At 62.6% G+C, this 25337-nt stretch carries 23 protein-coding genes and 1 tRNA gene; 10 read left to right on the forward strand and 14 right to left on the reverse strand.

Annotated features, from left to right (window positions below):
- Positions 1–74: 74 nt before the first annotated feature.
- From uxuA to AZF01_RS22185, 6 genes are read right to left on the reverse strand one after another with little or no spacing between them, the layout of a single operon-like run.
- Entirely contained in the window at positions 75–1301 is a 1227-nt protein-coding gene (gene uxuA, locus AZF01_RS22160; RefSeq protein ID WP_024708753.1) for a mannonate dehydratase, read from the reverse strand.
- Positions 1301–2389, reverse strand: a complete 1089-nt coding sequence (locus tag AZF01_RS22165; RefSeq protein WP_024708752.1) for an L-idonate 5-dehydrogenase — start codon at positions 2387–2389, stop codon at positions 1301–1303. Before AZF01_RS22165 ends, uxuA begins: the two co-directional genes overlap by 1 nt.
- The gene (locus AZF01_RS22170) at positions 2389–3339 is read right to left on the reverse strand and encodes an ABC transporter permease (RefSeq protein ID WP_024708751.1); all 951 of its coding nucleotides are present in this window, start codon (positions 3337–3339) and stop codon (positions 2389–2391) included. Before AZF01_RS22170 ends, AZF01_RS22165 begins: the two co-directional genes overlap by 1 nt.
- Positions 3336–4289, reverse strand: coding sequence for an ABC transporter permease (locus AZF01_RS22175; RefSeq protein WP_051424089.1), 954 nt, complete (start codon positions 4287–4289; stop codon positions 3336–3338). The genes AZF01_RS22170 and AZF01_RS22175 overlap by 4 nt, the downstream gene beginning before the upstream one ends.
- A 14-nt stretch (positions 4290–4303) precedes the next feature.
- The gene (locus AZF01_RS22180; RefSeq protein WP_024708749.1) at positions 4304–5686 is read right to left on the reverse strand and encodes an ATP-binding cassette domain-containing protein; all 1383 of its coding nucleotides are present in this window, start codon (positions 5684–5686) and stop codon (positions 4304–4306) included.
- A 16-nt stretch (positions 5687–5702) separates the two neighbouring features.
- On the reverse strand, positions 5703–6770 hold the full coding sequence (locus AZF01_RS22185) for an ABC transporter substrate-binding protein (protein WP_036237478.1): 1068 nt from the start codon (positions 6768–6770) through the stop codon (positions 5703–5705).
- Positions 6771–7069: 299 nt separating this feature from the next.
- On the opposite strand from AZF01_RS22185, the gene AZF01_RS22190 reads away from it, so the two are divergent.
- Positions 7070–7813, forward strand: coding sequence for a GntR family transcriptional regulator (locus tag AZF01_RS22190; RefSeq protein ID WP_081725811.1), 744 nt, complete (start codon positions 7070–7072; stop codon positions 7811–7813).
- Between the two features lie 2 nt (positions 7814–7815).
- Positions 7816–8502 carry a cyclase family protein gene (locus AZF01_RS22195; protein WP_024708746.1) on the forward strand — a complete coding sequence of 229 codons (687 nt, stop codon included), beginning with the start codon at positions 7816–7818 and terminating at the stop codon, positions 8500–8502.
- 469 nt (positions 8503–8971) lie between these two features.
- Here the strand turns inward: AZF01_RS22195 and AZF01_RS22200 are convergent.
- Positions 8972–9047: transfer RNA gene (locus AZF01_RS22200), tRNA-Ile, on the reverse strand.
- 481 nt (positions 9048–9528) lie between these two features.
- Here AZF01_RS22200 and AZF01_RS22210 point away from each other — a divergent pair.
- Positions 9529–10257: an SIMPL domain-containing protein gene (locus AZF01_RS22210; RefSeq protein ID WP_024708744.1), complete on the forward strand. Its 729-nt coding sequence runs from the start codon at positions 9529–9531 to the stop codon at positions 10255–10257.
- Between the two features lie 237 nt (positions 10258–10494).
- On the opposite strand, the gene AZF01_RS22215 is transcribed toward AZF01_RS22210, so the two are convergent.
- From AZF01_RS22215 to AZF01_RS22240, 6 genes are all read right to left on the reverse strand, one after another.
- Positions 10495–11520 carry a LacI family DNA-binding transcriptional regulator gene (locus tag AZF01_RS22215; RefSeq protein ID WP_024708743.1) on the reverse strand — a complete coding sequence of 342 codons (1026 nt, stop codon included), beginning with the start codon at positions 11518–11520 and terminating at the stop codon, positions 10495–10497.
- A 21-nt stretch (positions 11521–11541) separates the two neighbouring features.
- A complete protein-coding gene (locus AZF01_RS22220; RefSeq protein ID WP_024708742.1) occupies positions 11542–12831 on the reverse strand; it encodes a sulfatase-like hydrolase/transferase in 1290 nt (429 codons plus the stop codon).
- Positions 12832–12841: 10 nt separating this feature from the next.
- The gene (locus AZF01_RS22225; protein ID WP_024708741.1) at positions 12842–13675 is read right to left on the reverse strand and encodes a carbohydrate ABC transporter permease; all 834 of its coding nucleotides are present in this window, start codon (positions 13673–13675) and stop codon (positions 12842–12844) included.
- Positions 13676–13682: 7 nt separating this feature from the next.
- Positions 13683–14561 (reverse strand): carbohydrate ABC transporter permease, encoded by an 879-nt coding sequence (locus tag AZF01_RS22230; RefSeq protein ID WP_024708740.1) that lies wholly within the window; start codon positions 14559–14561, stop codon positions 13683–13685.
- 64 nt (positions 14562–14625) lie between these two features.
- A complete protein-coding gene (locus AZF01_RS22235) occupies positions 14626–15870 on the reverse strand; it encodes an ABC transporter substrate-binding protein (RefSeq protein ID WP_024708739.1) in 1245 nt (414 codons plus the stop codon).
- A gap of 70 nt (positions 15871–15940) precedes the next feature.
- Positions 15941–16999: an ABC transporter ATP-binding protein gene (locus AZF01_RS22240; protein WP_024708738.1), complete on the reverse strand. Its 1059-nt coding sequence runs from the start codon at positions 16997–16999 to the stop codon at positions 15941–15943.
- A gap of 406 nt (positions 17000–17405) precedes the next feature.
- Between AZF01_RS22240 and AZF01_RS22245 the strand changes: the two genes are divergently transcribed.
- The 7 genes from AZF01_RS22245 to AZF01_RS22275 all read left to right on the forward strand — a co-directional run bounded on the left by AZF01_RS22245 (position 17406) and on the right by AZF01_RS22275 (position 24648).
- A complete protein-coding gene (locus AZF01_RS22245) occupies positions 17406–17891 on the forward strand; it encodes a TRAP transporter small permease (RefSeq protein ID WP_081725809.1) in 486 nt (161 codons plus the stop codon).
- On the forward strand, positions 17888–19189 hold the full coding sequence (locus AZF01_RS22250) for a TRAP transporter large permease (protein ID WP_061449922.1): 1302 nt from the start codon (positions 17888–17890) through the stop codon (positions 19187–19189). Before AZF01_RS22245 ends, AZF01_RS22250 begins: the two co-directional genes overlap by 4 nt.
- Positions 19190–19218: 29 nt before the next feature.
- Positions 19219–20223 carry a TRAP transporter substrate-binding protein gene (locus AZF01_RS22255; RefSeq protein WP_200866641.1) on the forward strand — a complete coding sequence of 335 codons (1005 nt, stop codon included), beginning with the start codon at positions 19219–19221 and terminating at the stop codon, positions 20221–20223.
- Between the two features lie 112 nt (positions 20224–20335).
- Entirely contained in the window at positions 20336–21316 is a 981-nt protein-coding gene (locus AZF01_RS22260; protein WP_024707529.1) for a VOC family protein, read from the forward strand.
- Between the two features lie 2 nt (positions 21317–21318).
- The gene (locus AZF01_RS22265) at positions 21319–22830 is read left to right on the forward strand and encodes a bifunctional 3-(3-hydroxy-phenyl)propionate/3-hydroxycinnamic acid hydroxylase (protein ID WP_061449923.1); all 1512 of its coding nucleotides are present in this window, start codon (positions 21319–21321) and stop codon (positions 22828–22830) included.
- Between the two features lie 3 nt (positions 22831–22833).
- Positions 22834–23676: a fumarylacetoacetate hydrolase family protein gene (locus AZF01_RS22270; RefSeq protein ID WP_024706910.1), complete on the forward strand. Its 843-nt coding sequence runs from the start codon at positions 22834–22836 to the stop codon at positions 23674–23676.
- A gap of 171 nt (positions 23677–23847) precedes the next feature.
- On the forward strand, positions 23848–24648 hold the full coding sequence (locus AZF01_RS22275; RefSeq protein ID WP_024706911.1) for a DNA-binding transcriptional regulator: 801 nt from the start codon (positions 23848–23850) through the stop codon (positions 24646–24648).
- Between the two features lie 4 nt (positions 24649–24652).
- Here AZF01_RS22275 and AZF01_RS22280 read toward each other — a convergent pair whose 3' ends face one another.
- Positions 24653–25192, reverse strand: coding sequence for a carboxymuconolactone decarboxylase family protein (locus AZF01_RS22280; protein WP_024706912.1), 540 nt, complete (start codon positions 25190–25192; stop codon positions 24653–24655).
- Positions 25193–25337: the final 145 nt, after the last annotated feature.

The raw sequence follows: 25337 nt of genomic DNA on the forward strand, positions 1-25337 counted from the left end.
GTTGAACGATGGAATAGTTCAAACCGAGGGACGCGTGAGAGATACAGCTGCTGGAGGCCTGCGCGCCGTGAAACTCAGTTGATCTGGCTGCCTTCTTTGGTCTTTGCATATTCAAACGCAGCATAAAGACCTTTCAGTTCCGCAAGGCCCTTGAGCCGGCCGATCGCCGGATAGCCGGGCTGTGCCTTTCGTCCGATATCGTCGAGGATATCGTGGCCGTGGTCGGGTCGCATCGGAATAGACCAGTCTGTGCGGCCGGTGGCCCTGCGCCGCGCCTCTTCTTCGACGACGGCCTCCACCATTGCGGCCATATTCGTATGTCCGCTCAGATGTTCGTCTTCATAAAAGGCGTTCATGATCGCCGAGCCTTCAATCCGGACATTCCGCAGGTGCAAGAAATGCACCCGATCGCCGAGATGTTTCATGAACGCCACGGGATCGTTGTCGGGGCGCGAGCCGAGCGAGCCGGTGCATAGCGTGATGCCATTGGAGGGAAGGTCGACGGCCTCCAGTATCAGGCGATAGTGTTCTTCAGTCGACATGATCCGCGGCAGGCCGAGCAAGGGAAATGGCGGATCGTCCGGGTGGCAGCAGAGCCGCATGCCCAGCTTCTCCGCCAAAGGCGCAACTTCGGACAGAAAATCCACCAGATGGGCGCGCAGGCGCTGTTCGGAAATTCCATCATATTCGCGAAGTTGCGCGCGCACATCCTCAAGCGTGAAGGTTTCGGCAGCGCCGGGAAGACCGAAAACGACATTGGCGGCGATCCGCTTCCTGTCCGCCTCGTCCATGGCCGCGAAGCGCGCCGCCGCGGCCTCGCGAACCTCGTGCGGAAAATCCTCCGCGGCCCCGGTCCGGCAGAGGATATGGATGTCGAACGCGGCGAAATCGATGAGGTCGAAGCGCATGCAGCGCGCACCGTTCGGCAGCTCCCAGGAAAGGTCCGTGCGGGTCCAGTCCAAAACCGGCATGAAATTGTAGCAGATGACGTCGATACCTGCTTCGGCGAGGTGCCGCATGCTGGTCTTCCAGTTGGCGATATGGGTTTTCCAGTCGCCCTTCTGTTTCTTGATGTCTTCCGACACCGGAAGCGATTCAACGACGCTCCAGCGCAACCCCGAAGGTTTGCCCCCGGCGGCGGTTGCTATCTGCTGCTGGCGCTGCGCAATTTCCGCCGGGCTCCACACCGCGCCGGTCGGCACGTGGTGCAAGGCTGAAACCACACCTTCCACGCCGGCTTGCATCATGTTTTCAATGGTCACGCGGTCTGCGGGACCGAACCAGCGCCATGTCCGCTGCATCAGTTTTCTCCTCGTTCAATGGGTGTGTCGAGCGTGTCGAGGGCAACCTGCACCTTGCAACTTCTGCTCTTGTCCAGTGCGGCCTTGAAGGCTTCGTCGGCATGCGCCATCGGGTAGGTCCCCGAAATGATCGGGCGGACGTCGATGCGGCGCGTGCCTATGGCCGTCACGGCCTCGGCAAATTCCCGGTCGAACCGGTGGGAGCCGAGATAGGCAATCTCGCGGGCGACCATGCGGCCCATCGGCAGTTCCGCCACGCCCGCAACGCCGACCTGCACAAGCACGCCGCCGGGCTCGAGCGCCTCGACCGCACTGGCTGCGGCCTGCGGCGCGGCCGAGCATTCAAACGCCACGTCATACGGACCTTCCTCGAGAACGCCGTCGGGACGCTCGCGCAGGTCAACCGTCACATTCGCGCCCATACGCCGTGCAATTTTGAGTGGCTTCGCATTGAGATCGCTTGCAACGATGTGCGCGGCGTCGGCAGCCCTTGCTGCGGCAATCGTCAGGCAACCTATCGGCCCCGCGCCGGTGACCAGAACCCGCTGCCCCGTCAGCCCGCCGGCAACGCGGGAGACCGCATGCAGGCTGACAGCCAGCGGTTCTGCGCAGGCCGCCTCGTCAGCGCCGATACCGTCTGGAAGCAGAAAACACTGTCGCGCCTCGACCGTCAGCATCGTGCGGTAAAGACCCTGTTCATGCGGCAGAAACATCGCGCTGCCCATAAAATGCATATCCGAGCAGTGCCGCTCGCGCCCCGAAAGACAAAACCGGCAATGGCCGCAAGGCCGGCTTGGATTGACTGCGACCAGCATGCCGGGTTCAAAGCCCGCCACGTCCGGGCCGACGGATTCGACCCGGCCCGCCGCCTCGTGGCCGAGTATGATCGGCGCGCGCACGCGGATTTTCCCGACGCCGCCCTCGGCGTAGTAATGCAAGTCAGAACCGCAGATGCCGCCGCGTTCCATGGATAGCCGAAGCTGGCCCGGCCCTGGCTGGGGCGACATTTCGCTTTCAAGTCGCAAGTCGCCTTTGGCGTGAAGACGAAGCACTGCGGCCGCAATCGAACCACCGGAAGAAACAGGCATCAGCGGCGCTCCGTGGCAAACAGAATGACGATGAGGATTGTGATGCCGGTGAAAATGTAACGCGAGCCGGCGGCGATGCCGGATGTGTTCAGCAGCGTTACAAGCAGGCTGAGAAAAAGCGCGGCACCCCAGATGCCGAAGGCGGAGGCCCGGCCACCGGACACGGCTGTCCCGCCGAGAACGGCGACAGCCACGGATTCCATCAGATAGGATTCGCCCATGTTGAGCGCTGCGCCACCGGTAAAACCGGCCAGCAGCACGCCGCAGAGACCCGCCATCACGCCGGACACGACATAAGCGATCATCCGGACGCGCTCGGTCCTGACCCCGGCCAGCCGTGCCGCGCGCTCGTTCTGGCCGACGGCAAGCAGATGACGCCCGTATTGCGTGCGCGAAAGAACGATATGCACACACAGGGAGCCTAACAGAGCGAGAACCAGAACCACCTGAACGCCGGCGATCCGCCAGTCCATGAACTGCGAAAGCAGTGCCGGGGGTTTGACGGTGCTGTCCCCGCCTGCCCACATCGCAAACGACATGACAATAAAACTCGTTGCCAGCGTTGCGATGATCGGCGGAATACGCAAAGCGCGCACAAGGCCATAATTGAACCCGCCGATCAGACCGCCCGTGACAAGCGACAGAAGAATGCCAAGGGGCAGCATGACGGACGAACCGCCCATCACATTCATCCCCAGATAGGCGCAAGCCGTGATGACCGCGGAGCAGGACAGGTCGATATTGCCGGGGCCGGACGCGATCACGAACATCTGCCCGGTGCCAACGGTGACCGTGAAAATTGAAAACGAAAGGGCGATGGCCAGCATTTCCGTGGCGCCGCGTCCGTCCGACATCAGGATGGTCCCGCCCCACAGAAGCGCAGCCGCAATAAATCCATAGCTGGCGACCGGCGGCCTGCGTATCGCGCGGGAAAACAGGGCGGATGTCATTGATCGTCTCCCTTGAGAAGGCCGCGCAACAGCAGCACGAGAATGAGAAGGCCGCCCTGCGCGCCGATCTGCCAAACCGAAGGCACATGCAAAAAGGTCAGGACCGAGGAAACCAGTGTGAGGGTGATGGCGCCGACAACCGCGCCGAAGGGCGATACGATGCCGCCCACGAAGGCGCCGCCGCCGAGAATGACACTGGCAATCGAAAGCAGCGTATAGGATGGCGCGATATTCGGCGCGCCGGAGGTTGTGAGCCCGGAGAGCAACAGGCCGGAGATCACCGCGCAAACTCCGGCCAGCAGATAGGCAATGGCCCGCAATCCCGCGACCGACCAGCGCGCGCGCATCATCGCTTGGGGATTGCCGCCGGCGCCGCGCAAAACGACCCCGGCGGAAGACCGCATCAGGCCGAATTCAAGAACGATCACGCAGACAATGGCAGTCCAGATAGGAAACGGCATGACCGCCGGGCGCAGACGCGGCAGTGCGACCAGCCAGTCTGGCGCCTGCCCGCCCGGCGATGGAAGGATGAACAAGGCCAGGCCGAGCCAGACGAATGACATGCCGAGCGTTACCACGATCGACGGCAGCCGCCGCAACCAGGTGACAAGCCCGACAAGCCCGTACAGCAGAACCGAGCCGATCAGGATGCTCCAGCCCAGCATCGGCTGGTCGGCGAGGTAGACAGCGGAAATGCAGGTGACAAAGCCGACATAGGCCCCGGTCGAAAGGTCCAGGTCCCCCTGCGAAATGATCAGCATCTGGCTAAGCGCGGCAAAGATAAGGGGCACAGAGAGCTTCAATAGAAGGTTGAGGCCCATGTAGCTCATCGTGTTCGGACGCAGGACGAACACCAGACCGACAAGCATGACGAGTATCAGGAGGGGCAGAAGGACCGGCGTCAAGCGCCTGATCCTGCCCCCTGCCAGAGAGGCGGAAACGGTAGTCATGTGGGGCACACCCTTCAGGATTGAAACGAGGCTGCAATGATGGCCTCTTGAGACAACGACTGGTGATCGATGCAGTGAACGGGCTGACCTTCGCGGAAGACATAGACCCGATCGCAGTTTTCCAGCTCCTCGACCTCCGTGGAGAACCACACGAAGGTTCGCCCGGCATCGGCTTCCTCTTTGATGATGCGGTAGAACTCGGCCTTGGTGCCGATATCCACGCCCCGCATTGGGTCATCAAGCAGGACGATGGGCGCTGGCGCTGCAAGCGCACGGGCCAGGAGCACCTTCTGCTGGTTGCCGCCGCTCAGTTCGGTGAGGCGCTGATTGACATCGCGGGCGCGAATCCCGATTCGTTGCCGCCAGTCTTCGGCGAAGGCCTGCTCGGCCGCATGGGAAAGAAACAAGCCGCGCCGGATCGCTCCGAGACAGGAAATCGTGAGGTTCTCGGCGATTGTCCACACTGGCAACACGCCATCGCTTTGCCTGTCCCCGGCAACGAAGCTGGTCGGGACTTCCGTTCCGCGACCCTCGAGCTGGATTGCCAGCAAGGCTTCGCGCTGGCCGTGGCCGTCAAGGCCGGTAAAACCGATGATCTCGCCTTTTCGGGCGACGGCTTCGACGGCGCCGGCAACGCTCACCATGATAGGGCCGCTGGCATTGCCGGTCTGCTCTTGCCGCTGTCGCCGAGGGCCGCCATTGCCGCCCATGAGGGCGACAAGCCGGTCTTTCGGCAGATCCGATGACGGCGCCTGGGCGACGACCGTCCCGTCCTTCATCACCACGATCTCGTCGGAAACGGCATAGATTTCATTGAGCCGGTGCGTGATGATGACGATCGAAACCCCGCGTTGGGCGGTCTTTCTGACGTATTCGAGAAACTGCCGGGTCGCCTTTTCGCCAAGCGCCGATGTCGGTTCGTCCAGTATGACCATTGCCAATGGCTTGTCGAGTTCGGAGAAAGCTCTTGCGACCTCGACCATCTGGCGTTGCCCGATCGGCAATTGCGACAACCTGGTGTCGACGTCTATATCATTGTCGGGAAAAATCTCATCGAGGCAGGCGCGCATCATCTGCGCCGCGCGCCGACGCCAGCCGGGGCCTTTCAGCCCGCGATGCACGAGGCGGGCATTTTCCACCACATCGAGATTTGCGCACAGCGAGAGCTCCTGAAAGACACAGCGGATCTCGGCATTTGCGCCGATTTCCATCCGGCCGGAGTCAACCCGCAGGTTGCCCATCATGACATTGACGAGGGTGGACTTGCCGGCGCCATTGTGGCCGACAAGTCCGACGACTTCTCCCGGGGAGATCGTGAAGTTGACGTTCGTCAATGCCTTTACGGGACCGAAGGCCTTGGAGATCCCCGCCAGCCTGAGGACTGTTTGAGAAGTCATTGTCCGACCCTTCGGCTTATTGTTGTGGAGCAGGTGTCGTAGGCAGCGGCTCGCCGTTCTTGTTGGCGTCGATCATCTTGACGACCAGATCCTGCGTGTAGGTCGGATTGGCGACCCCGCCGACCGGCGTTGCGGCCAGCCATGCGTCAAGATCATCGCCATTGATCGTCAGCAGCGGGACCTCGACCTTTTTCGGAACATCCTTGCCCGCCAGGATCTGCTGAGCTGTCCAGAACGCGATCTGCGAAACGGAAGGCGTCGCCGCAAGCGACATGGTCTTGTAGCCGTTTGCGTCTTTCTGCTCCTTCCACCAGGCCAGTTCATCCTGGCGATTGCCCATGATGATGATCGGCATCTTGCGACCCGATGCGGCAAACGCCATGGCCGCGCCATAACCGTCACCACCCTGCGTGACGACCGCGTCGACATCCGGCAGGGTCGGCAGCACGGTTGCCACTTCCTTCTGGGCAACGGTTGATGTCCACTGTCCGTAGACGGTGCCAACGAAGTTCAGGTCGGGATAGGCTTTTGCTGCTTCGTGCAGACCATCGGAGATGTCTTTGTCGGTGGAATCGCCGGCGATGCCGCGGATTTCGAGCAGATTGCCCTTATCGCCCAATTGGCCGGCGACAAAGTCGATCTCCTGCTTGCCCATCGACGCCCAGTTGTAGTTGACATTGTAGGCGCAGTCTTCTGTCACCGTTCCCGCAAAGACGACAACGGTGATCCCAGCGTCGCAGGCATCGCGAACAGCGCCGTTGAGCGCCGTATCGGACCCCGCCAGGATCGCGATCGCGTCGTACCCTTCCAGGATCATGTTCTGAATCTGGCCGGCCTGTTCCGTCACGTTGTTGTTGGCGCTGACCATGCCGTAATCGGCGATCACTCCATCCGCGACAGCCTGTTTGGCAATCGCCTCGAAGCTCTGGTTCATGACCTGGCGAAACGAATTCCCGGAATAGGAATTGCTGAACCCGATCTTCATCGTGCTGGTGTCGCCATCGGCGACCTGAGCCATCACGCCATTGGCACAAAGCAGGGCAACGGCGGCAACGCCCAATGACAGTGAATTTGAGAGATGCATTTGTTCCTCCATAAAATGCATTGAGCGGTCATTGCCTCCAGACAACCGACCGCACAAGACTACTATTACTACCATGGTAGTACGTCAAGTGTTGATTGCGACGTGATTTTGTGACAAGACAGAAGGACAAATTAGGCTTGCGCCATTTTTGGGCCTTTGGCCGCTTATCGAGAAAGGACGCTAGCAATTGTTGTTTACGAAAATGATGCCCGCGTTGGCTGTTTGATCAGTAAATCTGATGACAAAAACGGCTGGACTTCCGTTGCATGTCAGCAGGACCAGAAACGAGAAAGTACGACATGACCCAGTTGGCGGCGACTGAAAGTATACCGGCATTGCGGGAATCCTGGCGGGAATGGTTTGACCCCAAGCAGCCGATCGTGACCCAACTCTATCGCTATCTTCGCAGCGAGATCCTCACGCTGTCGATCGCGCCCAAGGTGAGGCTCAGCGAAAAGGATCTTTCCGACCGTCTGGGTCTCAGCCGCACACCGGTCCGTGAGGCGCTGATCCGTCTTGCCGAAGAGGGGTTGGTTGATATTCTTCCGCAGCGCGGCACATTTGTCTCACCGATCCGCGTCAATCAGGTCAAGGAAGCGCAGTTTATCAGGGAGGCGCTCGAGACCTCGATCGCAAAACGGGCGGCGGAAACGGTCACCGACGAACTCATGACCCGGCTCGACCGGCTGATTGCCCAGCAGGAAGCAGCTATCGGCGTTTCGGATCTCGACGGCTTCTTGAAATACGATGAAGCTTTCCATGAGACCTTGTGCGAGCATTGCGGTCTGCACCGCACGTGGAAAATGCTGCAACACGTCAAAGGCCAGCTTGACCGCGTCCGATATCTGAGTCTGCCCAACAACCGGCTTCACGTCGACGACCTGTTCAATCAGCACAAGGCAATTACCGAGGCAATCCGGAAGAGCGACCCACAGTCCGCCAGCGATACGATGACGAAGCATCTGCGAGAGGTCTACAGCACCATAGAGCGACTTATCCGCAGCAAGCCGGAGATTTTTGATCTTAGTGAGGACCAGGAGTGATCATGGAGCATGCTCTCAGCGCGCTGATAGCTGGCTATACACACGTTGACCTGACCCATACATTGTCGCCCGAAATGCCCGTCTGGCCGGGACATCCGCCAATGTGTCACGATCTGTGCGAGAGCTACGAGACCGGCGCCGTCAGTAAGTTTTACGCTGTTTCCCTTGGCGAGCATACGGGCACCCATCTCGATGCCCCTGTACATTTCGTCGCCGGTGGCGCCTCCATTGATCAGGTTCCGGTTAAGCAACTGGCGCTCAGGCTTGCCTGTCTGCAATTTCCCGAAAGGGCCGCTGGCACCCTGATCACCGCCGATGACATTGCCTCCTGGGAAGCGCAAAACGGCGCCATTCGTGCAGATGATGCCGTGTTCTTCCATTTCGGTTGGGATCGCTATTTCGTTGCCGACCACGCATTGTTTCTGGCCGGTTGGCCTGGGCTTTCGGAAGATGCCGCGCTTTATCTGGTCGACCGAGATGTTAAAATGGTCGGCTGTGACTGTCTTTCCATAGACTGTTCCCGAACCGATTATTTCCCCGCTCATCGTGCCCTTCTCGCAAACGGCATTCTGATCGGCGAGAATTTCAATAATCTCGGCCTACTCCCGGCCTTTTCGACCCTCATCGGCCTGCCGCTTCCCATCGTCAACGGCAGCGGCGCCCCGATACGCGCGGTTGCGCTTGTCTGAAATGCGATCACGCCAACGTCTCCCCGGAGCCAAATGACCGTATACGGCGCCCCCTTTCGCGCAATACGGAACGTCGGATGCAAGCCACTGACCTGCCACTGAATTTTCATCCGGCTGCGACTAGAGTCTGGGCGGTTTTTGATACGCCAAATTGCGCGATCTCGGCACCCACAAAAGCCGAAACTATATCCCGACCACCAGTCCGAATGGGTCCTGCAGAAAGCCACCTAAACGAGACTGAAAGCTGTATTGGAACTGCTGCCAAATGATGTTGCGCGCCGCGCCAATCGATTTTGCGCGCTACACATTCGTCCGTCCCTTAATAGGCCGGACTCTAATCCATTCTGGAGGAAATTCTCAGTGGCACGTCAGGCTCCAAGGCATCACCGTCGGTGGCTGCACAAAAGCCGTCTTTTGTCGCAAAGTCGGTGTTTCGATGTCGGACGACAATAACTTCAAAATTCAGGGATGGTGGGCCTGGAGGGACTCGAACCCCCAACCAAGCGGTTATGAGCCGCCGGCTCTAACCATTGAGCTACAGGCCCGTCCGGACGTCAGACGGTTTGTCCGGCGCCGCGCCGGCAATGGCTCCCGGCGCGGTTCTTCCGACTACCCCAAATTCGAAACCACGGCAAGCCTCGCCGCGGTCGTGCCTGCGATCCCGCCGAGGCTTGCCGACGAGGCGCTCCGCCAACAGGAAGGCCGCGCGTTTCCGCGCCGGGGAGAAGGCTGCGGCGCGCGCGTCGCCCGCTTGCCGCCGCCCGGTCGTCAAGGCCACATGCCGGCGGCAAACATCGGCCTTCGAAAAAGGACATTTCCATCGACCCAAGGGGCGGCGGCGGCGCGATGCGGTGGTCATCGACCGCCTTCGAAACAGGTTGTCCGTTGCCGCAGGCAATCCTTGCTGCTACGCAAGGCGGACCGAGGCAGTCGGCTATCCGGCGCGTGGGCGCCCGTTTTGCCGCATTGGCTTCACAATTGCCGGACAAGACTTCGCTCACGGCTTTTTTCAAGGAGGGATTTCCCATGGCCAATCTTCCGGTTCGCATCGCAGCCGCCGGGCTTGTTCTCGCGCTTCCGTTCGCAGGCGGCGCTGCGCTTGCCCAATCCCCGGAAAATCCGGCGACGATCTCGATCTCGGCCGAGGGCGACGCGACGCTGGTGCCGGATATGGCGACTGTCTCGCTTTCCGTCATCAGCCAGGCGGACGACACGTCAACCGCCATGGCCGACAATGCGAGCGCCATGCAGAAGGTGATCGCAGCCCTGAAGGAGGACGGTATCGCGGAAAGGGATATCCAGACCGCAAACTTCTCCGTCAGCCCGCGCTACGAGCAGGTCAAGGCCTCCGACGGCTCGACGCAAAGCGAGATCGTCGGCTACGAGGTGCGCAACGGGCTGAACGTGAGGGTGCGCGACCTTGCAAAACTCGGGGCGGTGCTCGATCGCGCGGTCGCTCTCGGCGTCAATTCGGGCGGCGGAATCGCCCTTTCCAACAGCGATCCGTCCGCGGCCGAGGACGAGGCGCGGCGCGAGGCCGTCGCCAGGGCGCTCGCCAAGGCGGAGACGCTTGCCGAGGCCGCCGGCGTCTCGCTCGGCAATGTGCTGTCGATTTCGGAGCAAAGCTCCATGCCGCAGCCGATGATGTTCGCCCGGTCCGATATGATGATGGCGAAGGCCGAAGGCGCGCCGCCGATCGCCGCCGGCGAGAACACCTACACGATCACCGTCAACATGACGCTGGCGATCGAGTAGGTTTTTGAGCGTTTCCAGGAAAAGCGGAAGCGCGCTATGCGCGCGCCCGGCCTCTCGGGCGTCGCGCGCCTCGACGCCGGCCAGAACTGATCGCCTTCTCGTCCCGGAAGGCGGATGAGCCGTTCGCATCGCCGCTTTTCCAAGCGGCCGCCGAGCGTGGATCCGACGGATGGACAGGATCTTCGACAAAGGCTTCAGCGGAACCACAGCTTCAGGCCGGCCGGCCGGGCCGAAAAATCATGGTTTGCGTGTGCTGCCGCGCTCGATGATGGTGGGCAGAATCTGCACATGTTTCGCGGCTTTGCGGCCGCCATGCCTTTCCATCAGCAGGTCGACCGCGGTCTCTCCGATGACGCCGGCCTCCAGACGCAGGGTGGATAGCTCGGGCGCGAGCATGTGGGCAATCGAACTGTCGTTGAATGCGACGACCTGGACATCCCGGGGGATCGACAGTTTCGCCTTTTCAAGTCCGCGATAGACCTCGACCGCGGTGCGGTCCGCATAGATCACCACGGCGTCGGGCAGTGGCTTGCCGGTATCCGCAAGCCGCGAAAACAAGGTACGTATCTGGTCTTGCCCGTCGTCCGAAGAGTCTCTTGCATAGGTGACATAGTCCGGGTCGAACAGGCCGGCCTCCGACATCACCGAACGGAACGCCGCCAGCCGCCGCGACTGCGGGCCCTGGACGCCGACAAGGGCCGGTTGCCTGACGCCGCGCGTCAAGAGCCATTCGCAAAGCCGGGTGGATGCGCTCCAAAGGTCGACATAGGCGACGTCGACATCGACGGGCCTTTCCTGCGGATGGGCAAGCACGGTCGCAACGCCGAGCGCGCGGATCGCCTCCAGGTGGCCGTCGGGAAGATCGCCGACGGAGATGATGCCGACATTGCGCCCACGGGTAAGCATCGCCGGATCGAATTCGCCGGCAAAGAGCCTTGTCGTCGCCATTCCATAGGCTTCCGCGCGCGCTTCGATGCCCTGGCGCAGGCCGACATAGAAGGGCTGGGAGAGTTCGGAAGCACTGGAAAGAAAGTGCACGATCATCACCGATCGGAGGTCGCCGGGTCGGCGCAGCGCGATCGACGCATCCTCCTTGCGGCTGCTTCGCGACCGTCGCATCACATATTGCAGCGCTTCGGCCGTCTCGACCACGCGGCGACGCTTCTCATCGGAGATCGAAAGGGTCGGATCGCGGTTGAGAATGCGCGAGATGGTTGATTCCGCGACCCCGGTCCGCTTGGCGATCTCCTTCAGCGTTACCATGCACCCGTCCCTTTCTGCCCGTCAGTTTGCCGGGACGATCTCCGCGGGCGCTTCGCCGGCCGCGATGATACGGGCGGCAAGCCGTTTTGCCAGTTCGTCCCGAACCTCAGCGTAGTCGGGCGCGGCGACGAGATTGTCAAGTTCGACCGGGTCGCGCTCCAGATCGTAGAGGTGCGTTTCCACATAGCGCCGGCTGGCGCTGTCGCTCCAGCCGTCGGCGTCAGGATCGGCGACGCAGTATTTCCATCGGCCGGCCCTGAGCGCGCGCCCGACCTGGCTTTCGCTGATCTGGATGAACACCTCGTCCTCAGGCCGGTCGGTCGGCCTGAGGAGCGACCGCCCTTCCATCGCGGCCGGTACGGCGATGCCGGCGGCATCGAGCAAGGTCGGCGGCAGGTCGATCAGCGAGGCGGCACGGGTGATATCCCCCTTGCCGTCGAGCCCGGGACCGGCCAGCAGCGTCGGCACCCTGATCGAGGCTTCGTGACAGGAGCGCTTGTATTCGGCGTTGCGGGTCTTGAAATGGCAGCCGTGATCGGAGGTGAACAGGATGATGGTATTGTCGAGTTCGCCGCGCGAGATCAGGGCGTCGAGAATGCGGCCGAAGGCTTCGTCGAGCCGCGCGACCATGCCCATATAGCCGTGATAGTGTTCCCGCGTCGTGCCGCCCAGCGTGTCGAGATCGGAAGGGTAGGACGTGATCCGCCGGGCGATCCGATCCGCGTAGCCCACCGGCGCCGGGTAGTTGTCGTCCTGGTTCTGATGGTGCGGCTCCAGGAAGGAGAGGAACAGGAAGAAGGGTTTGTCGCGCTCCCGGTCGATATAGCGAATTGCCGCATCGCTCAGCGCATCGACCCGGTAGCCCGGCAGACGGTGACGCTCGCCTTCGCGATCGAAGAGATCGGTTTGATAGGGCCAGGAGGTGAACTCCAGGATATTGGCTGCAAGCCAGTGGTCATAGCCGCCCTGCTGGCTCTGGGGCACGGGGTCGGTCTCCGCCAGATGCCATTTGCCGATATAGCCGGTTTCGTAGCCGGCCTCGCCGAAATAGTGCGCAAGCGTCTTTTCGCCGGGGGGCAGCGGTATGTCATTGCGATAGCAACCGGTCGTGGTCGGGTATTTGCCCGTCTGGAAGGCGGAGCGGGCGGGTCCACAGACCGGCTGGCAGGTAAAGGAGTTGCGGATGAAGCGTCCCCTCTCGGCCATCCGGTCGAAATTGGGGGTCAGATCCAGAGGGTTGCCATGGGCGCCGACCGTGTCCCAACGTTGCTGGTCCGTGAAGAAGACCAGTACATTCGGGCGTTTCGTCATGACCTCTCCCTCACTTCATGCCGGAGAGCATGACGCTCTGCACGAAATAGCGCTGCATGATGACGAAGAGCAGAAAGCAGGGCAGGAACAGAAGCATGCCGCCCACGGCTGTGAGATTCCATTGGGTAAAGAATTCCTGGTTGAAAAGGGTAAGCCCGGTGGTGATCGGACGCATGCTCTCGGATGAGACGGCCACCAGCGGCCAGATGAACTCATTGAACTGAAAGACGAAGGTGAGGAGCGCCAGCGTCGCGATCGCGGGTTTGAGCTGCGGAAGGACGATATCGATGAAAATCCTGAACTCGCTCGCCCCGTCGAGCCGGGCGGCCGCCACCAGGTCGTCCGGGATCGGCATGATGAACTGGCGCATCAGGAAAATGCCGAAAGCGCTCATGGCAAAGGGCAGGATCAGGCCCGGATAGGTGTTGAGAAGGCCCATTTCTGCCGTCATCACGTAAAGCGGGATGAGCCTGATGAAGAACGGGATCATCAGCGTCGCCAGCAGCGAGACGAACATGAACCGCTTTCCCGGAAACTCCATCTTGGCAAAGACGTAGCCGATCAGCGGATCGAACAGCACATGCAGCAGCGTGATCGTTCCGGCCACGATCAGGGAGTTGAGCATGAAGCGCGCGAAAGGCGCCTTTTCCCAGATCGTCACGTAGTTCGAAAACTGCAGGCTCTCGGGAATGACGACCACCTGGCCGGAGAACATCTCCGCGTCGCTCTGCAGCGAAAGCGAAACCATATAGAGGAACGGCAAAACCGCCATCAGGACGAAGAAGGCCAGAAGCGGGTAGATCAGAAGTTTCGATGCTGTTTTGTGATTGTCCTTGCGGGCCATGTCGTCCTCATACGTGCCTTATGTCGCGGTGAAGCAGCTTGAACTGGGCCCATGTGATCAACAGGATCAGCATGAACATGGCGAAGGAGAGAGCGGAGGCATAACCGATATTGAGACCCTGAAATGCGGTTTCATAGACATGCAGCGAATAGAGCCGCGTGGCATTTGCCGGTCCGCCCTGGGTCATCAGGTAAGGCAACGCCATTTCCTGGAGCGACGCGATCATGATGACCACGGCGAGAAACAGCGTGGTCGGCATCAGCAGCGGCAGGGTGATGTCGCGGAACAGATGGTGGCGCCTGGCGCCGTCCATGCGTGCGGCCTCGTAGAGGTGGGCGGGAATGCCCTGGATGGCGGCGATATAGATCAGCACCGCATAGCCGAGGTCCTTCCAGACGGAGACCGCGATCAGCGTCCAGATCGCCGTATCGGGGTTGACCAGCCAGAATTGCTGCGGAAGACCGACGCTTGCGAGCGCCGCATTGAGCAGTCCGGTATAGGGATCGAGGATCGCCCGCCACATCAGCGCCGAGATCACGAAGGAGATGATGTAGGGGAAGAACAGGATTGCCCGTATGCCGTTGCGCGCCCTGACCGGGCCGACCAGAAGCGCCGAAAGCCCCAGCGCCAGAACCAGCGTGAAGACCACGCTGCCGATCGCGTAGATCAGCGTTGCCTTGATGGCCTTGATCGCCAACCTGTCATTCAGGATATGGGCGTAGTTCTTCAGCCCGACGAAGGCGGAGTCGCCGATCAGCGGCTGGCCGCTTCTGAAGCTTGCCCATAACTCGATCGCGATCGGCCAGAAGAAGTAGATCAGGAAATAGACGATGGCCGGCGACAGAAAGGCATAGGCTGTCAATGTCCGCCTGGTTTTGTAGGTCATCCCGTTATTCCCCGATAGAAAGCGGCATGCCCCGGCGCAACCGGCGACCGGGGCATGCTCCTGTTCATTCGTTGGCAAGAATCGCGTTGGCCTCATCCTCGGCCGCGGCAAGCACCTCGGCCGCCGGCTCATTGGCGAACAGGACCTCGTCAATGGCGCCGTTGAGCACTTCGTCGATGGCGGGATTGTACTTTCCGGCCTGGCGCAGCTCGAGCGTGACGTCGCGCGAATAGGGAAGGCAGGCGCCGAACTGGCCGAGAATCGGATCGGCCTGCACTTCAGGATCTTCCAGCCAGGACTTGCGCGGCATGGTCATCGAATATTGCAGCGAGGTGGCGACCTCGACATCGACGGCCGTCAGGCGCTTGATCAGGTCCCAGGCCTGTTCGGGATATTGCGCCTCCTTGGGAATCATCAGGCTGACGCCGCCCTGGATCGTTGCCTGCTCGACTTCCTTCAGCGACGGCGCAACCGCCCAGTTAAGGTCGGGATTGCCGGTGCGAATGGGGTTGATGTCCCAGGGTCCGGTGATGATCATCGCGGCGCGACCGGCGGTGAAGAGCCGTTGCGGGCCCTCGTAATCGGCCCCCGTGACGGGAACCGGGGCGGAGCGGTCCTCATGGATCAGGTCCGACAGAAACTGCACGCCCTCTGCCGCCGCCTCGCTTCCGAAGGCGATCTTGCCGGTTTCGGGATCATAATACCGGCCGCCGTTCTGCATCACCCAGGGCATGGAATAGGCCCAGACCGCATTGGGCACGAAGCCGAAGACGCCGTTCCTGGTGGTCGCCTTCGCGATCTCCCGGAACTCTTCCCAGTTCGTCGGCGGATTGTCGTAGCCCGCTTCCTTGAGCATATCGACATTATAGAGCAGGGTCGCGCAGGTCAGGTGGATCTGGACGCCGTAGAGCGAGCCGTCGACCGTATTCTTCCTGACCGAGGCGTCCTGCCAGTCGCCGGGATAGTCGAATTCCGCCCTGTCACGCGCTGCAAGATCGTCGAGGTTGTAGAGCAGGCCCTGCTGGGCGAATTCCGGCACCCAGGCGCCGGGTTCTGCAACGAGGTCGGGCGGATTGCCGGCGGCGAAATCGGCCACCAGCTTGGTGCGCAGGTCCGGCCACTGGTAACGTTCGAAGGCGACGGTCCAGCCGGGATTGTCGGCCTCGAACTCCTCGAAGACTTCAAGATAGGTGTCATAGCCGTGGCCGGCATTGAAATAGATGCGGATTTCCTCGGCATGCGCCGCACCGGCCATGATGCCGGACGCAATCAGCGTTGCGGCGCTGCCCTTGAGTATCGATTTCAGCATTATGTCCTCCCGTGCTGAAAGTTAAAGCGTTTCCAGGAAAAGTGGATACCGGTTTCCGTCCGGAAACGCGCTAACGGAGCCTTCTCTCCGTTTTCTGGTCGAAGAAGAATGCCCGCTCCGTGGGGATGGCGAGCGCGACGCTGTCTCCGGCCGCCATCTTCCTGTGGCCCTGAAGATCGACGCAGAGCTCGGTTCCGTCCGCAAGCGTCGCATAGCCGTAGGTGACGCCGCCCAGATGTTCGACGGCGCGCAGACGGACCTCCATTCCGCCGGCGCCGAGCCGAAGGTGTTCGGGCCTGATGCCGAGCGGGCCGCGCCACGCGGCCGGGACGAAATCCGGCCGGGGCAAGGGCGGGCAATCAATCCCGGTCAGGCGGATGCCGTCGGCCTCGGCCTCTGCCTTCAGAATGTTCATAGACGGCGATCCGATGAAGCGCGCGACAAACAGGTTTTCGGGGTTGTCGTAAAGGTCGAGCGGCGAGCCGACCTGCTCGATCCGCCCGGAGCGCAGCACCACGATGCGGTCGGCGAGCGTCATCGCCTCGACCTGATCATGGGTGACATAGACCATGGTGACCCCGAGCGAACGATGAAGGTCGGCAAGCTCGAGGCGCATGCGCGTGCGCAGTTCCGCATCGAGATTGGAAAGCGGTTCGTCGAAGAGAAACACCTTCGGATCGCGCACGATCGCCCGCCCGATTGCCACGCGCTGTCGCTGGCCGCCGGAAAGTTCGGATGGCTTGCGCTCCAGCAGATCCTCAAGACCGAGGGTGCGGGCGGCACGCTCGACCGTTGCCTTGATCTCTTCCTTCGGCTTTTTCGCGATCTTGAGCGCGTAGCCCATGTTTTGGCGCACGGTCATGTGCGGGTAGAGCGCATAGTTCTGGAAGACCATCGCCGCGCCGCGCTCTCCCGGGTGGCGTCGGCTGACCTCTTCGCCGCCGATCAGGATCTCGCCTGCGCTCGCATCCTCAAGGCCCGCGATCGTTCTGAGCAATGTGGATTTGCCGCAACCGGATGGTCCGACGAATATGCAGAATTCGCCGTCCTCGATCGTGAGGTCGATGGCGGGAATGGCCTCGAAAGCCCCGTAGGATTTGCGTAATCGGCGGAGTTCGATCCCGGCCATTCTGTCTCCTCCCTCGCCGCCGGCGGTCCCTCCACGAACTGTCCGGCGTGCGATAGTAAGCTTTAGTAAAGTTTTACTAGACGAAAGTCAAGCATGCTTCGAGCCCGTGCGCGATCGCGAATGACTGTGCCGGGCATGGAAGAAACGGCGCCCGAGCCGATCAAGGTCCTGCCGGTCGCACGGCGGAAGACGTTCGGTGGTCGCGGCGCATTGATCTGGCTCAAGCAATGCGTCCGCCTGGCGGACAGTTTGATGCTGCGCCTCCCTTTTTCGGGTTCTTGCTTCTAGAAGCTTAAATGGAGGAAGCAGTGCATCGACCGGGAGGAAGTATGCAGCATAATGAACACGAAGCGCGCACTGTCATGCGGGGCCGGCAGTGTCCCTGTGCCGGCGGAAGGCAGATCTGATGGCCGAAAGACGCAAGACAATCGTGTCGACGGTTCTTCTGGCCGTTGCGGCCGGGTGTTTTCTCGTCGGCGCAGGCGTCACGGTCACCGATGTCGCTATGCGCGCGCTTTTCGGACGCAACGTTCCGGCGGCGATCGAGCTCACCTCCTATTCGATCGGGCTGGGCGCGCTGTTGTCGATCCCGGTCTGCTACGCGACGCGCACCCATGTCTCGGCAAAGCTGATGTCGGAACTGATGCCCGGCCGCCTGTCGCGGCCGCTCGGCCTTCTCGGCGCGGCAGCCTCGGCCGTCTTCGCCGCGCTGCTGCTCTGGATCGTTGCCGCCAATGCGCTTTCCAAGATCGGGTCGCCGGAAACGACGCCGGATCTGCGGCTGCCGATGCCGCTGCTTCTTATCATCGTCACCGCCGCGCTGGCGGCGGCCGCGGTTGCGGCTCTGGTCGGGCTCTGGCTTGAGTTCAAAGGCAGGGGGACAGGCGAATGAGCGGGCTTTTCCTCGGCGGCGCCGGCTTTGCCGCCGCCATCCTGATGATCTTTCTCGAAATTCCGGTCGCCGTGGCGCTCGGCCTCGTCGGCATCACCGGCACGGCGCTGATCATCGGCGTTTCCGGCATGGTCGCCATGGGGGCGACGACGGTCTGGGACAGCGTCACCAACTACACGCTCACCATGCTGCCGCTGTTCGTGCTGATGGGCAACCTTGCCGCCCGCAGCGGACTGTCTTCAAGCCTCTACCGCTCGATGGCCGTTCTGATCGGCCACCGGCGCGGCGGGCTGGCGCTCGCCACCATCGGCGCGTCCGCGGGTTTCGGCATGATTTCGGGCTCCTCGCTCGCCACCACCGCCACCATGGGTCGCATTGCCTTGCCGGAAATGCGCGCGGCCGGCTACACGCCCTCGCTTTCGGCCGGATCGGTTGCCGCCGGCGGCACGCTCGGCATTCTCATTCCGCCATCGACGGTGCTGGTCATCTACGCCTTCATCGCCGAACAGTCGATCCGCTCGCTGCTGCTCGCGACCGCCGGACCGATCGTTCTTGCCGTCCTGCTCTACTGCCTGGCGATCTGGCTGCCGATCGCTTTCGGCTGGTCGAAAGCGCCGAAGCGCGACAAGGCCGGCACAGCCGAACGTCTGGCGGCGATCCGCGAACTCGTTCCGCCGACGGCAATCTTCGGCCTGATCATGGGCGGGCTTTATACGGGCATCTTCACCGCCAATGAAACCGCCGCCGTCGGCGCGGCGGTGGTGCTCGCCTACGGGCTCCTCTCCAGGCGGTTGACGGCCTCCGGCTTCTTCGCCGCCGCCACGGATACCGCGCTCACCTGCGGCGCGCTCTATCTGGTGCTGATCGCCGCCAACCTGTTCAATTTCTTTCTGGCCCTTTCCGGTCTGCCCTTCTCGCTCACCGGCCTTTTCTCCGGCATCACCGGCGAGCCGATCCTGGTGATCCTGCTGATGCTGGCGATCTATCTGGTGCTCGGCACGCTGATGGACAGCCTCGCCATGCTGCTTTTGACCGTGCCGCTGTTCGTGCCGATCGCGAGCAGCGCCGGCATCGATCTCGTCTGGTTCGGCATCTTCGCGGTCATGGTTGTCGAAATGGGGCTGATCACGCCGCCGGTCGGCATGAATCTTTTCGTCCTGAAAACCACCAATCGCGAGATTTCGATGGTGGAACTCTGGCGCGGGGTTACCCCCTTCGTCCTGGCCGATCTCGTCCGCGTGTCGGTGATCATCGCGATCCCGGCCATCGTCACCTGGCTTCCGAGCCACGCATTCTAGTTTCACGAACTGTCATCACGGGAGGAAGAATGATGTTCAGACTTTTGTTAAAGGCCGCCGCCCTGGCGCTGGTTCTCGGGGCGCCGCTTGCGGCGCAGGCCCGGGAAATGCGGGTCTCCTCGCACGAGCCGCCGCAGGGCTTCTATTCCGCGCAGATCCTGCAGCCCTGGATCGATGCGGTCAATGCGAAGCTCTCGAAGGGCAACGCCTTCAAGCTCTATCCGGGCGCCATTCTCGGCGCGCCGCCAGCCCAGGCCGAACTGGTGAAGGCCGGCGTCGCCGATGTCGCGCTGGTGGTGCCGACCTATACGCCGGGCCTCTTTCCGATGTCGGGCGTGGTGGAAGTGCCCGGCCTTGCCCGAAGCTCCGAGCAGGGCACGCACATTCTGAGCGCACTCTGGGACAAGGGAGCTCTGGAAAAGGAATATGCTGACTACAAGGTCATCGCGCTCTTCACCACGCCCGGCTACCGCCTGTTCATGACCGGCAAGGGCGTGACGACGCCGGACCAGATGGCGGGACTGAAGCTGCGCACGCCCTCGCAGTTCGGCTCGACGCTCTACGAAATGCTCGGGGCCTCGGGCGTCTCCATCCCGGCGCCGCAGGTCTATGAGAATCTCGAGCGCGGCGTGGTCTCCGGCGCCGCCTGGGTGATGGATGCCTACAAGACCTTCCGCCTCGACGAGGTGGCGCCATCGATCACGACGCTGAAATTCACCGCCCAGCCGATGGCGATCCTGATGAACAAGAGGACCTATGAGGCCCTGCCCGAGGCCGACCGCGCCGTGATCGACGCGATGTCGGGAACGAGCCAAGCGGCAAAGATCGCAGCCACCGTCGATGCCGCCGACGCCGCGATCGAGGCCGACTACCGCGCTGCCGGCAAGGTTGACTTCGTCGCGCTGACGGAAGCCGACATGGCCCTCTGGAACGACGCGCTTTCGGGCGCTGCCGACAGGTGGATCGGTGAGCAGAGCGACCCCGAGGCGGCGAAAGCCGTGCTCGAAACGGCCCGCAAGGCTTCGGCCGAATAACGCTGCGGCGATCCGCGTCCGCCCTGCGGACGGACGCGGATTGGTCCTGAAAAGAGCCGGAACCTGCGGCTATGCTCGGGCCTCAATATTCAATTTCTGAGGGAGAAAGACCATGGCAATCAATGCGCTGGGCTATCTCGGCGTGCGCTCCGACCGACTCGACGAGTGGTCCGACTTCGCCGGAAAACTGCTCGGCATGCAGAAGATCGATCGCGGCGGCAAGGCGATGGCCTTCCGCATGGATGATCGGGTGCAGCGCCTCCTCGTTTCCGACGAGCCTGGCGAAACGCTCGCCTTCCTCGGCTTTGAAGTCGAAGACCGCGACGACCTCGACGCCTATGCCGCAAGGCTCGACCGAGCCGGCGTGAAGGTGGCGCGGGGGTCTCGCGAACTCGCCGACCGCCGCTTCGTCGGCGATCTCATCCACTTTGCCGATCCGGGCGGCAATCGCGTCGAACTGTTTCACGCGCCGATGATCGCAAGCGACCCCTTCGTGCCCGGCCGCCCGATCGACGGGTTCATGACCGGGCCGCTCGGCATGGGCCATGCGGTGCTGCATGTGAAGGACATCGCGGTGATGATGCCGTTTTACCGCGACCTTCTCGATTTCCACGTCTCCGATTACGGGCTTGAACCCTATGGCCTCTATTTCTTCCACCTGAACGAGCGCCACCACTCCTTCGCCATGGTCGGTTCCGGAAGGCTCGGCTTCCATCATTTTATGGTCGAGTTCCAGAATCTCGACGATGTCGGTCAGGGTTACGACCTTGCCGGGCTCGAGGAAGGTCGGCTCGCCTACACGCTTGGCCGCCACACCAATGACTACATGACCTCCTTCTACGCCAACTCGCCGTCGGGCTTCTTCGTCGAGAACGGCTGGGGCGGGCGGCTGATCGACCCGAAAACCTGGGAGCCGCACGAGACCCATGACGGGCCGAGCTTCTGGGGACATGAGCGGCTTTACCTGACCGAAGAGGGCGGCCGCAAACGGCTGCGCGACATGCGGCTCGACGCGGCTGCCAGGGGCCGGCGCGCGCCGCCGGTGGCCGATTGCCCCTGGCTTTTCGGTGAACTTGCCAAACGAAAGGGCTGAATATGGACTATTCCGACGCCACCCATTTTGACGTCGCCATTGTCGGCTACGGCCCGGCGGGCGCGACGCTCGCTCATCTTCTCGCCCAGTGCGGGCTGAAGGTCCTGGTGCTGGAGCGCGAGACGGCGGCCTATCACCTGCCGCGCGCGGTGCATTTCGACGCCGAGGTGATGCGCGTCTTCCAGTGGATCGGCATCGCCGAGGCGATCGAGCCGTTGACGGCAATGCATCCCGGCATGCGCTTTGTCGATGGCAACGGCAAACTGCTGCTCGACTGGCCGCGCCCGCAGGGCATTGGGCCGCAGGGCTGGCGGGCGAATTACCGCTTTCATCAGCCGGACCTCGAAAAGCTGCTGCGCGATCGCCTTTCCGGATATCAGAACGTGACCGTGCGCACCCGCGCCGATGTCTTTTACATCGAAGATCGCGGCGGCCATGTCGAAATGAGATTCGAGGACATGAGCCGCGGCAAGGTGGAGCACGTGACGGCCGGTTATGTCGTCGGCTGCGACGGCGCCCGCTCGATCGTGCGCCGTTATATCGAGACCGGCATGGAGGATTACGGTTTTCACGAGCGCTGGCTGGTGGTCGACGTGATCCTCAACCGCGACAAGCCCGAACTCGGCGATCATTCGATCCAGTATTGCGTGCCCGAGCGCCCGGCAACCTATGTGCGCGGACCCGGCCTCAGGCGGCGCTGGGAGCTGACCGTGCTTGACGGAGAGGACAGCGTCGCCATCACCCGGCCGGAAAAGGTCTGGGAGATCCTCGCGCCATGGCTGAAGCCGGAGGAGGCCGAACTCGAACGCGCTGCCGTCTATGTCTTCCATTCCTTGGTGGCCGAGGACTGGCGCAAGGGCCGGCTTTTTCTCGCCGGCGATGCCTGCCACCAGACGCCGCCCTTCATGGGACAGGGCATGTGCGCGGGAACCCGCGACGTCGCCAATCTCTACTGGAAACTGGCGCTGGTCTGTCAGGGCAAGGTTGGCGGAGCGGCGGCCGAACGGCTGCTCGACAGCTATGAGAGCGAGCGCAAGCCGAATGCCCGCGAATATATCAAGACCGCGGTGCGTCTCGGCGGGTTGATCAATACCTGCGGCACGAAAGAGGCGCTGGAGGCCGCCCTTCCCGCTGCCGACGGTTCCGCGCGGATGGAGAGCATCGCCCCGCCGCTCGGCCCCGGCCTTGGGCGCGGCGAGAAGGCCGGCCGCCTCTTCGGCCAGCCGCGCCTTGCCGACGGGCGGCTGATGGATGAGGCGATGCGCCACCGCTTCGTCGTCGTCGCGGAGGCCGACCTCGTCGAAGGGCTCGCCCTTCCCGAAAGCGTCTGTCTCGTCACCACGAAAACATCGCCGGATGCGGGCGAACACCTCGCCCGCCTCGGCGCCCGCGCCGCCGTCATCCGCCCCGATCGCCACACGCTCGGCGCGGCCGACAGCCGGGCCGAACTTGAAGCGCTATTGGCGCTGGTCCTTCCCAACCCCTCTGAAACGCCTCACCCGGAAATGGTCTGACCCATGAAACTCTGCTCTTATCTGATCAACGGAAACGCAAGCTACGGTCTCGTCACCGACAAGGGGATCGTCGATCTCGCCCGCCGCCTGTCGGAAAAATCGCTGCGCGCCTTTCTTGCCGCCGGCGATCCGACCCGCGCCGAAGCCTTTCTTGAGGGGCCGGCCGACTTCGCCTTCGACGCGGTCGAACACCTGCCGGTCATTCCCGATCCCGACAAGATCATCTGCGTCGGCCTCAATTATCATGCCCATGTTGAGGAGACCGGACGGCAGGAAACCGTCAATCCCGTGCTTTTCGCCCGCTATGCCGGCAGCCAGATCGGCCATGGCCAGCCGCTGATCCGCCCGAAGGAGAGCGTCGAGTTCGACTATGAGGGCGAACTCGCGGTGATCATCGGAAAGGAGGGGCGTCGGATCCCGGAGGCCGATGCGCTTTCCCACGTCGCCGGCTATGCCTGCTACAATGACGGCTCGGTGCGCGACTGGCAGAAGCACACGCATCAGTTCATGCCGGGCAAGACCTTCGCCGGAACCGGCGGCTTCGGTCCCTTCATGGTAACCGCCGACGAAATTCCGGACCCGACGAAACTCCACCTCCAGACCCGGCTCAACGGCCAGGTCGTTCAGGACACGGATGTTTCGCTGCTGATTACGTCGATCCCGAAGCTGATCGCCTATTGCTCGACCATCCTCCCGCTCCTGCCCGGTGACGTCATCGTCTCCGGCACGCCGGGCGGCGTCGGCGCGCGGCGTACGCCGCCGCTCTTCATGCGCGACGGCGATGTCTGCGAGGTCGAGATCTCCGGCATCGGCACGCTCACCAATCCGGTGCGCGACGAAGTCTGAGGCGCTGCGGCGGCCGGTTGAAGGGGCAAGGAGGTCGATCGGCACCAAACGATCTCCCCCTCAAGGGGGGAGATTGTGGGCGGCCAGCGCCGTGGAACAAATCGTCTTCTGAACCAAGTGGCAGGGCAGAAACCACTTCAACACCCATTGCCCGCATGCCATATCTTCACAATGGATGACCCGATGCCGAAACGGCCGCGCAGGAATGAAGGCGTGCGCGCACTGACGCGCGGACTGGCGATTCTGCGCTTTATCAATGCCAGGGGCGCCGCGCGGGTGGGCGAGATCGCCCGCGCGCTCGACATTCCGCGTCCGACAGTCTACCGCCTGCTCGAAACGCTGGAGGAGGCCGGCTATGTGGCGTTGTCGCCGAGTTCGAGCCTTGTCAGGGTGACGCGGCTTGCCGCGAGCCTTGGCGATGGCTATGCCGCGACCTCGGAGCTCTGCCAGGTCTCCGGTCCGGTCTTCGCCGAATACGCCGCGCGGCTTGTCTGGCCGCTCGATCTCTCGGTTCATGACCATTTTTCCATGGTGATCCAGGAAACGACGCATAACCGCTCGCCGCTTTCCATCGACCGCGCCATGACCGGCTATCGCATGCCGATGCTGCGCACCTCCGCCGGCCGGGCCTATCTCGCCTTCTGCCCGGACGAGGAGCGTCGCCATATCCTCGAACATCTGACCCGCCTCGGCGATCCGGCGGACCAGCCTTTTCTTGCGCCGGTGTTTCTCGATCGCATGCTGGCGGAAACGCGGGCGCGCGGCATCGCCATCCGCGACGGCGGCGAGTTCCGGCCGCAAACCGCCTCGCTCGCCGTGCCCATCCTGACTGGCGAAGGTATTACTGGCTGCGTCTCGATGATCTGGATCCGTTCGGCGATGACGACGGAGAAGGCGCTTGAGACAGGCGCGTCGCCGCTTGCCGAAATCGCGGCGCGGATCGCCGCGGCCCTCAATGGCGCGCCGGACTGACCGGTTATTCTCCCGTCCCGGCAAACACATCGGCGATGCCGGAATCGAGCGGGGTGTCATAGGTCATCACGATATAGCCGAGCACGGAGTAAAAGCCGACCGTTGCCATCAGGTCGAACACGGCGGGCCGCCCGAACGCTTCGACAAGCGCTGTCTCGACCGCGGGCGAAAGACGATGCGCGTCAATCAGCATATCGACGGCGCGGGCGAGCAGCCCGTCCTCGCCTTCCGGCACGGCGCGAAGGGCCGCGATGCGTTGTGCTGAAAAGCCGAGCTTTGTTGCCCGATCAACATGGTGGTTCCACTCATAGGCTGCGCCGAGGCGGAAGGCGACGCGGAGGATCACCACCTCCGAGCGTTCCGGTCCGAGCGCGCTTTCCTGCACCACATGTCGGCGAAGCGGCGCCCAGGCGCCGAGCAGGTCCGGATGATGCGCCATGGTGCGATAGACGTTCAGCGTGCCGGCAAAACCGTCCTTCATGTCGGCGATCACCGCCGGCCAGTCACGGTCCTCAAGCGGCGGCAGGGTCGTTTTCTCGGTCATGGCGAACGGCTCCGTTTGATGGCGCTGAGGCTGGGACGCGGCAACAATCGCTCTTTGCGCGCGGGAAAGACAGGTCCAAATGCGCTCTGTCCGTTCGACGGACGTGTTGTCCCGGCTTTGCCGCCCGCGCCTCGTCGACGCGGTG

This window comes from Martelella sp. AD-3 (assembly GCF_001578105.1).
Lineage (GTDB): Bacteria > Pseudomonadota > Alphaproteobacteria > Rhizobiales > Rhizobiaceae > Martelella.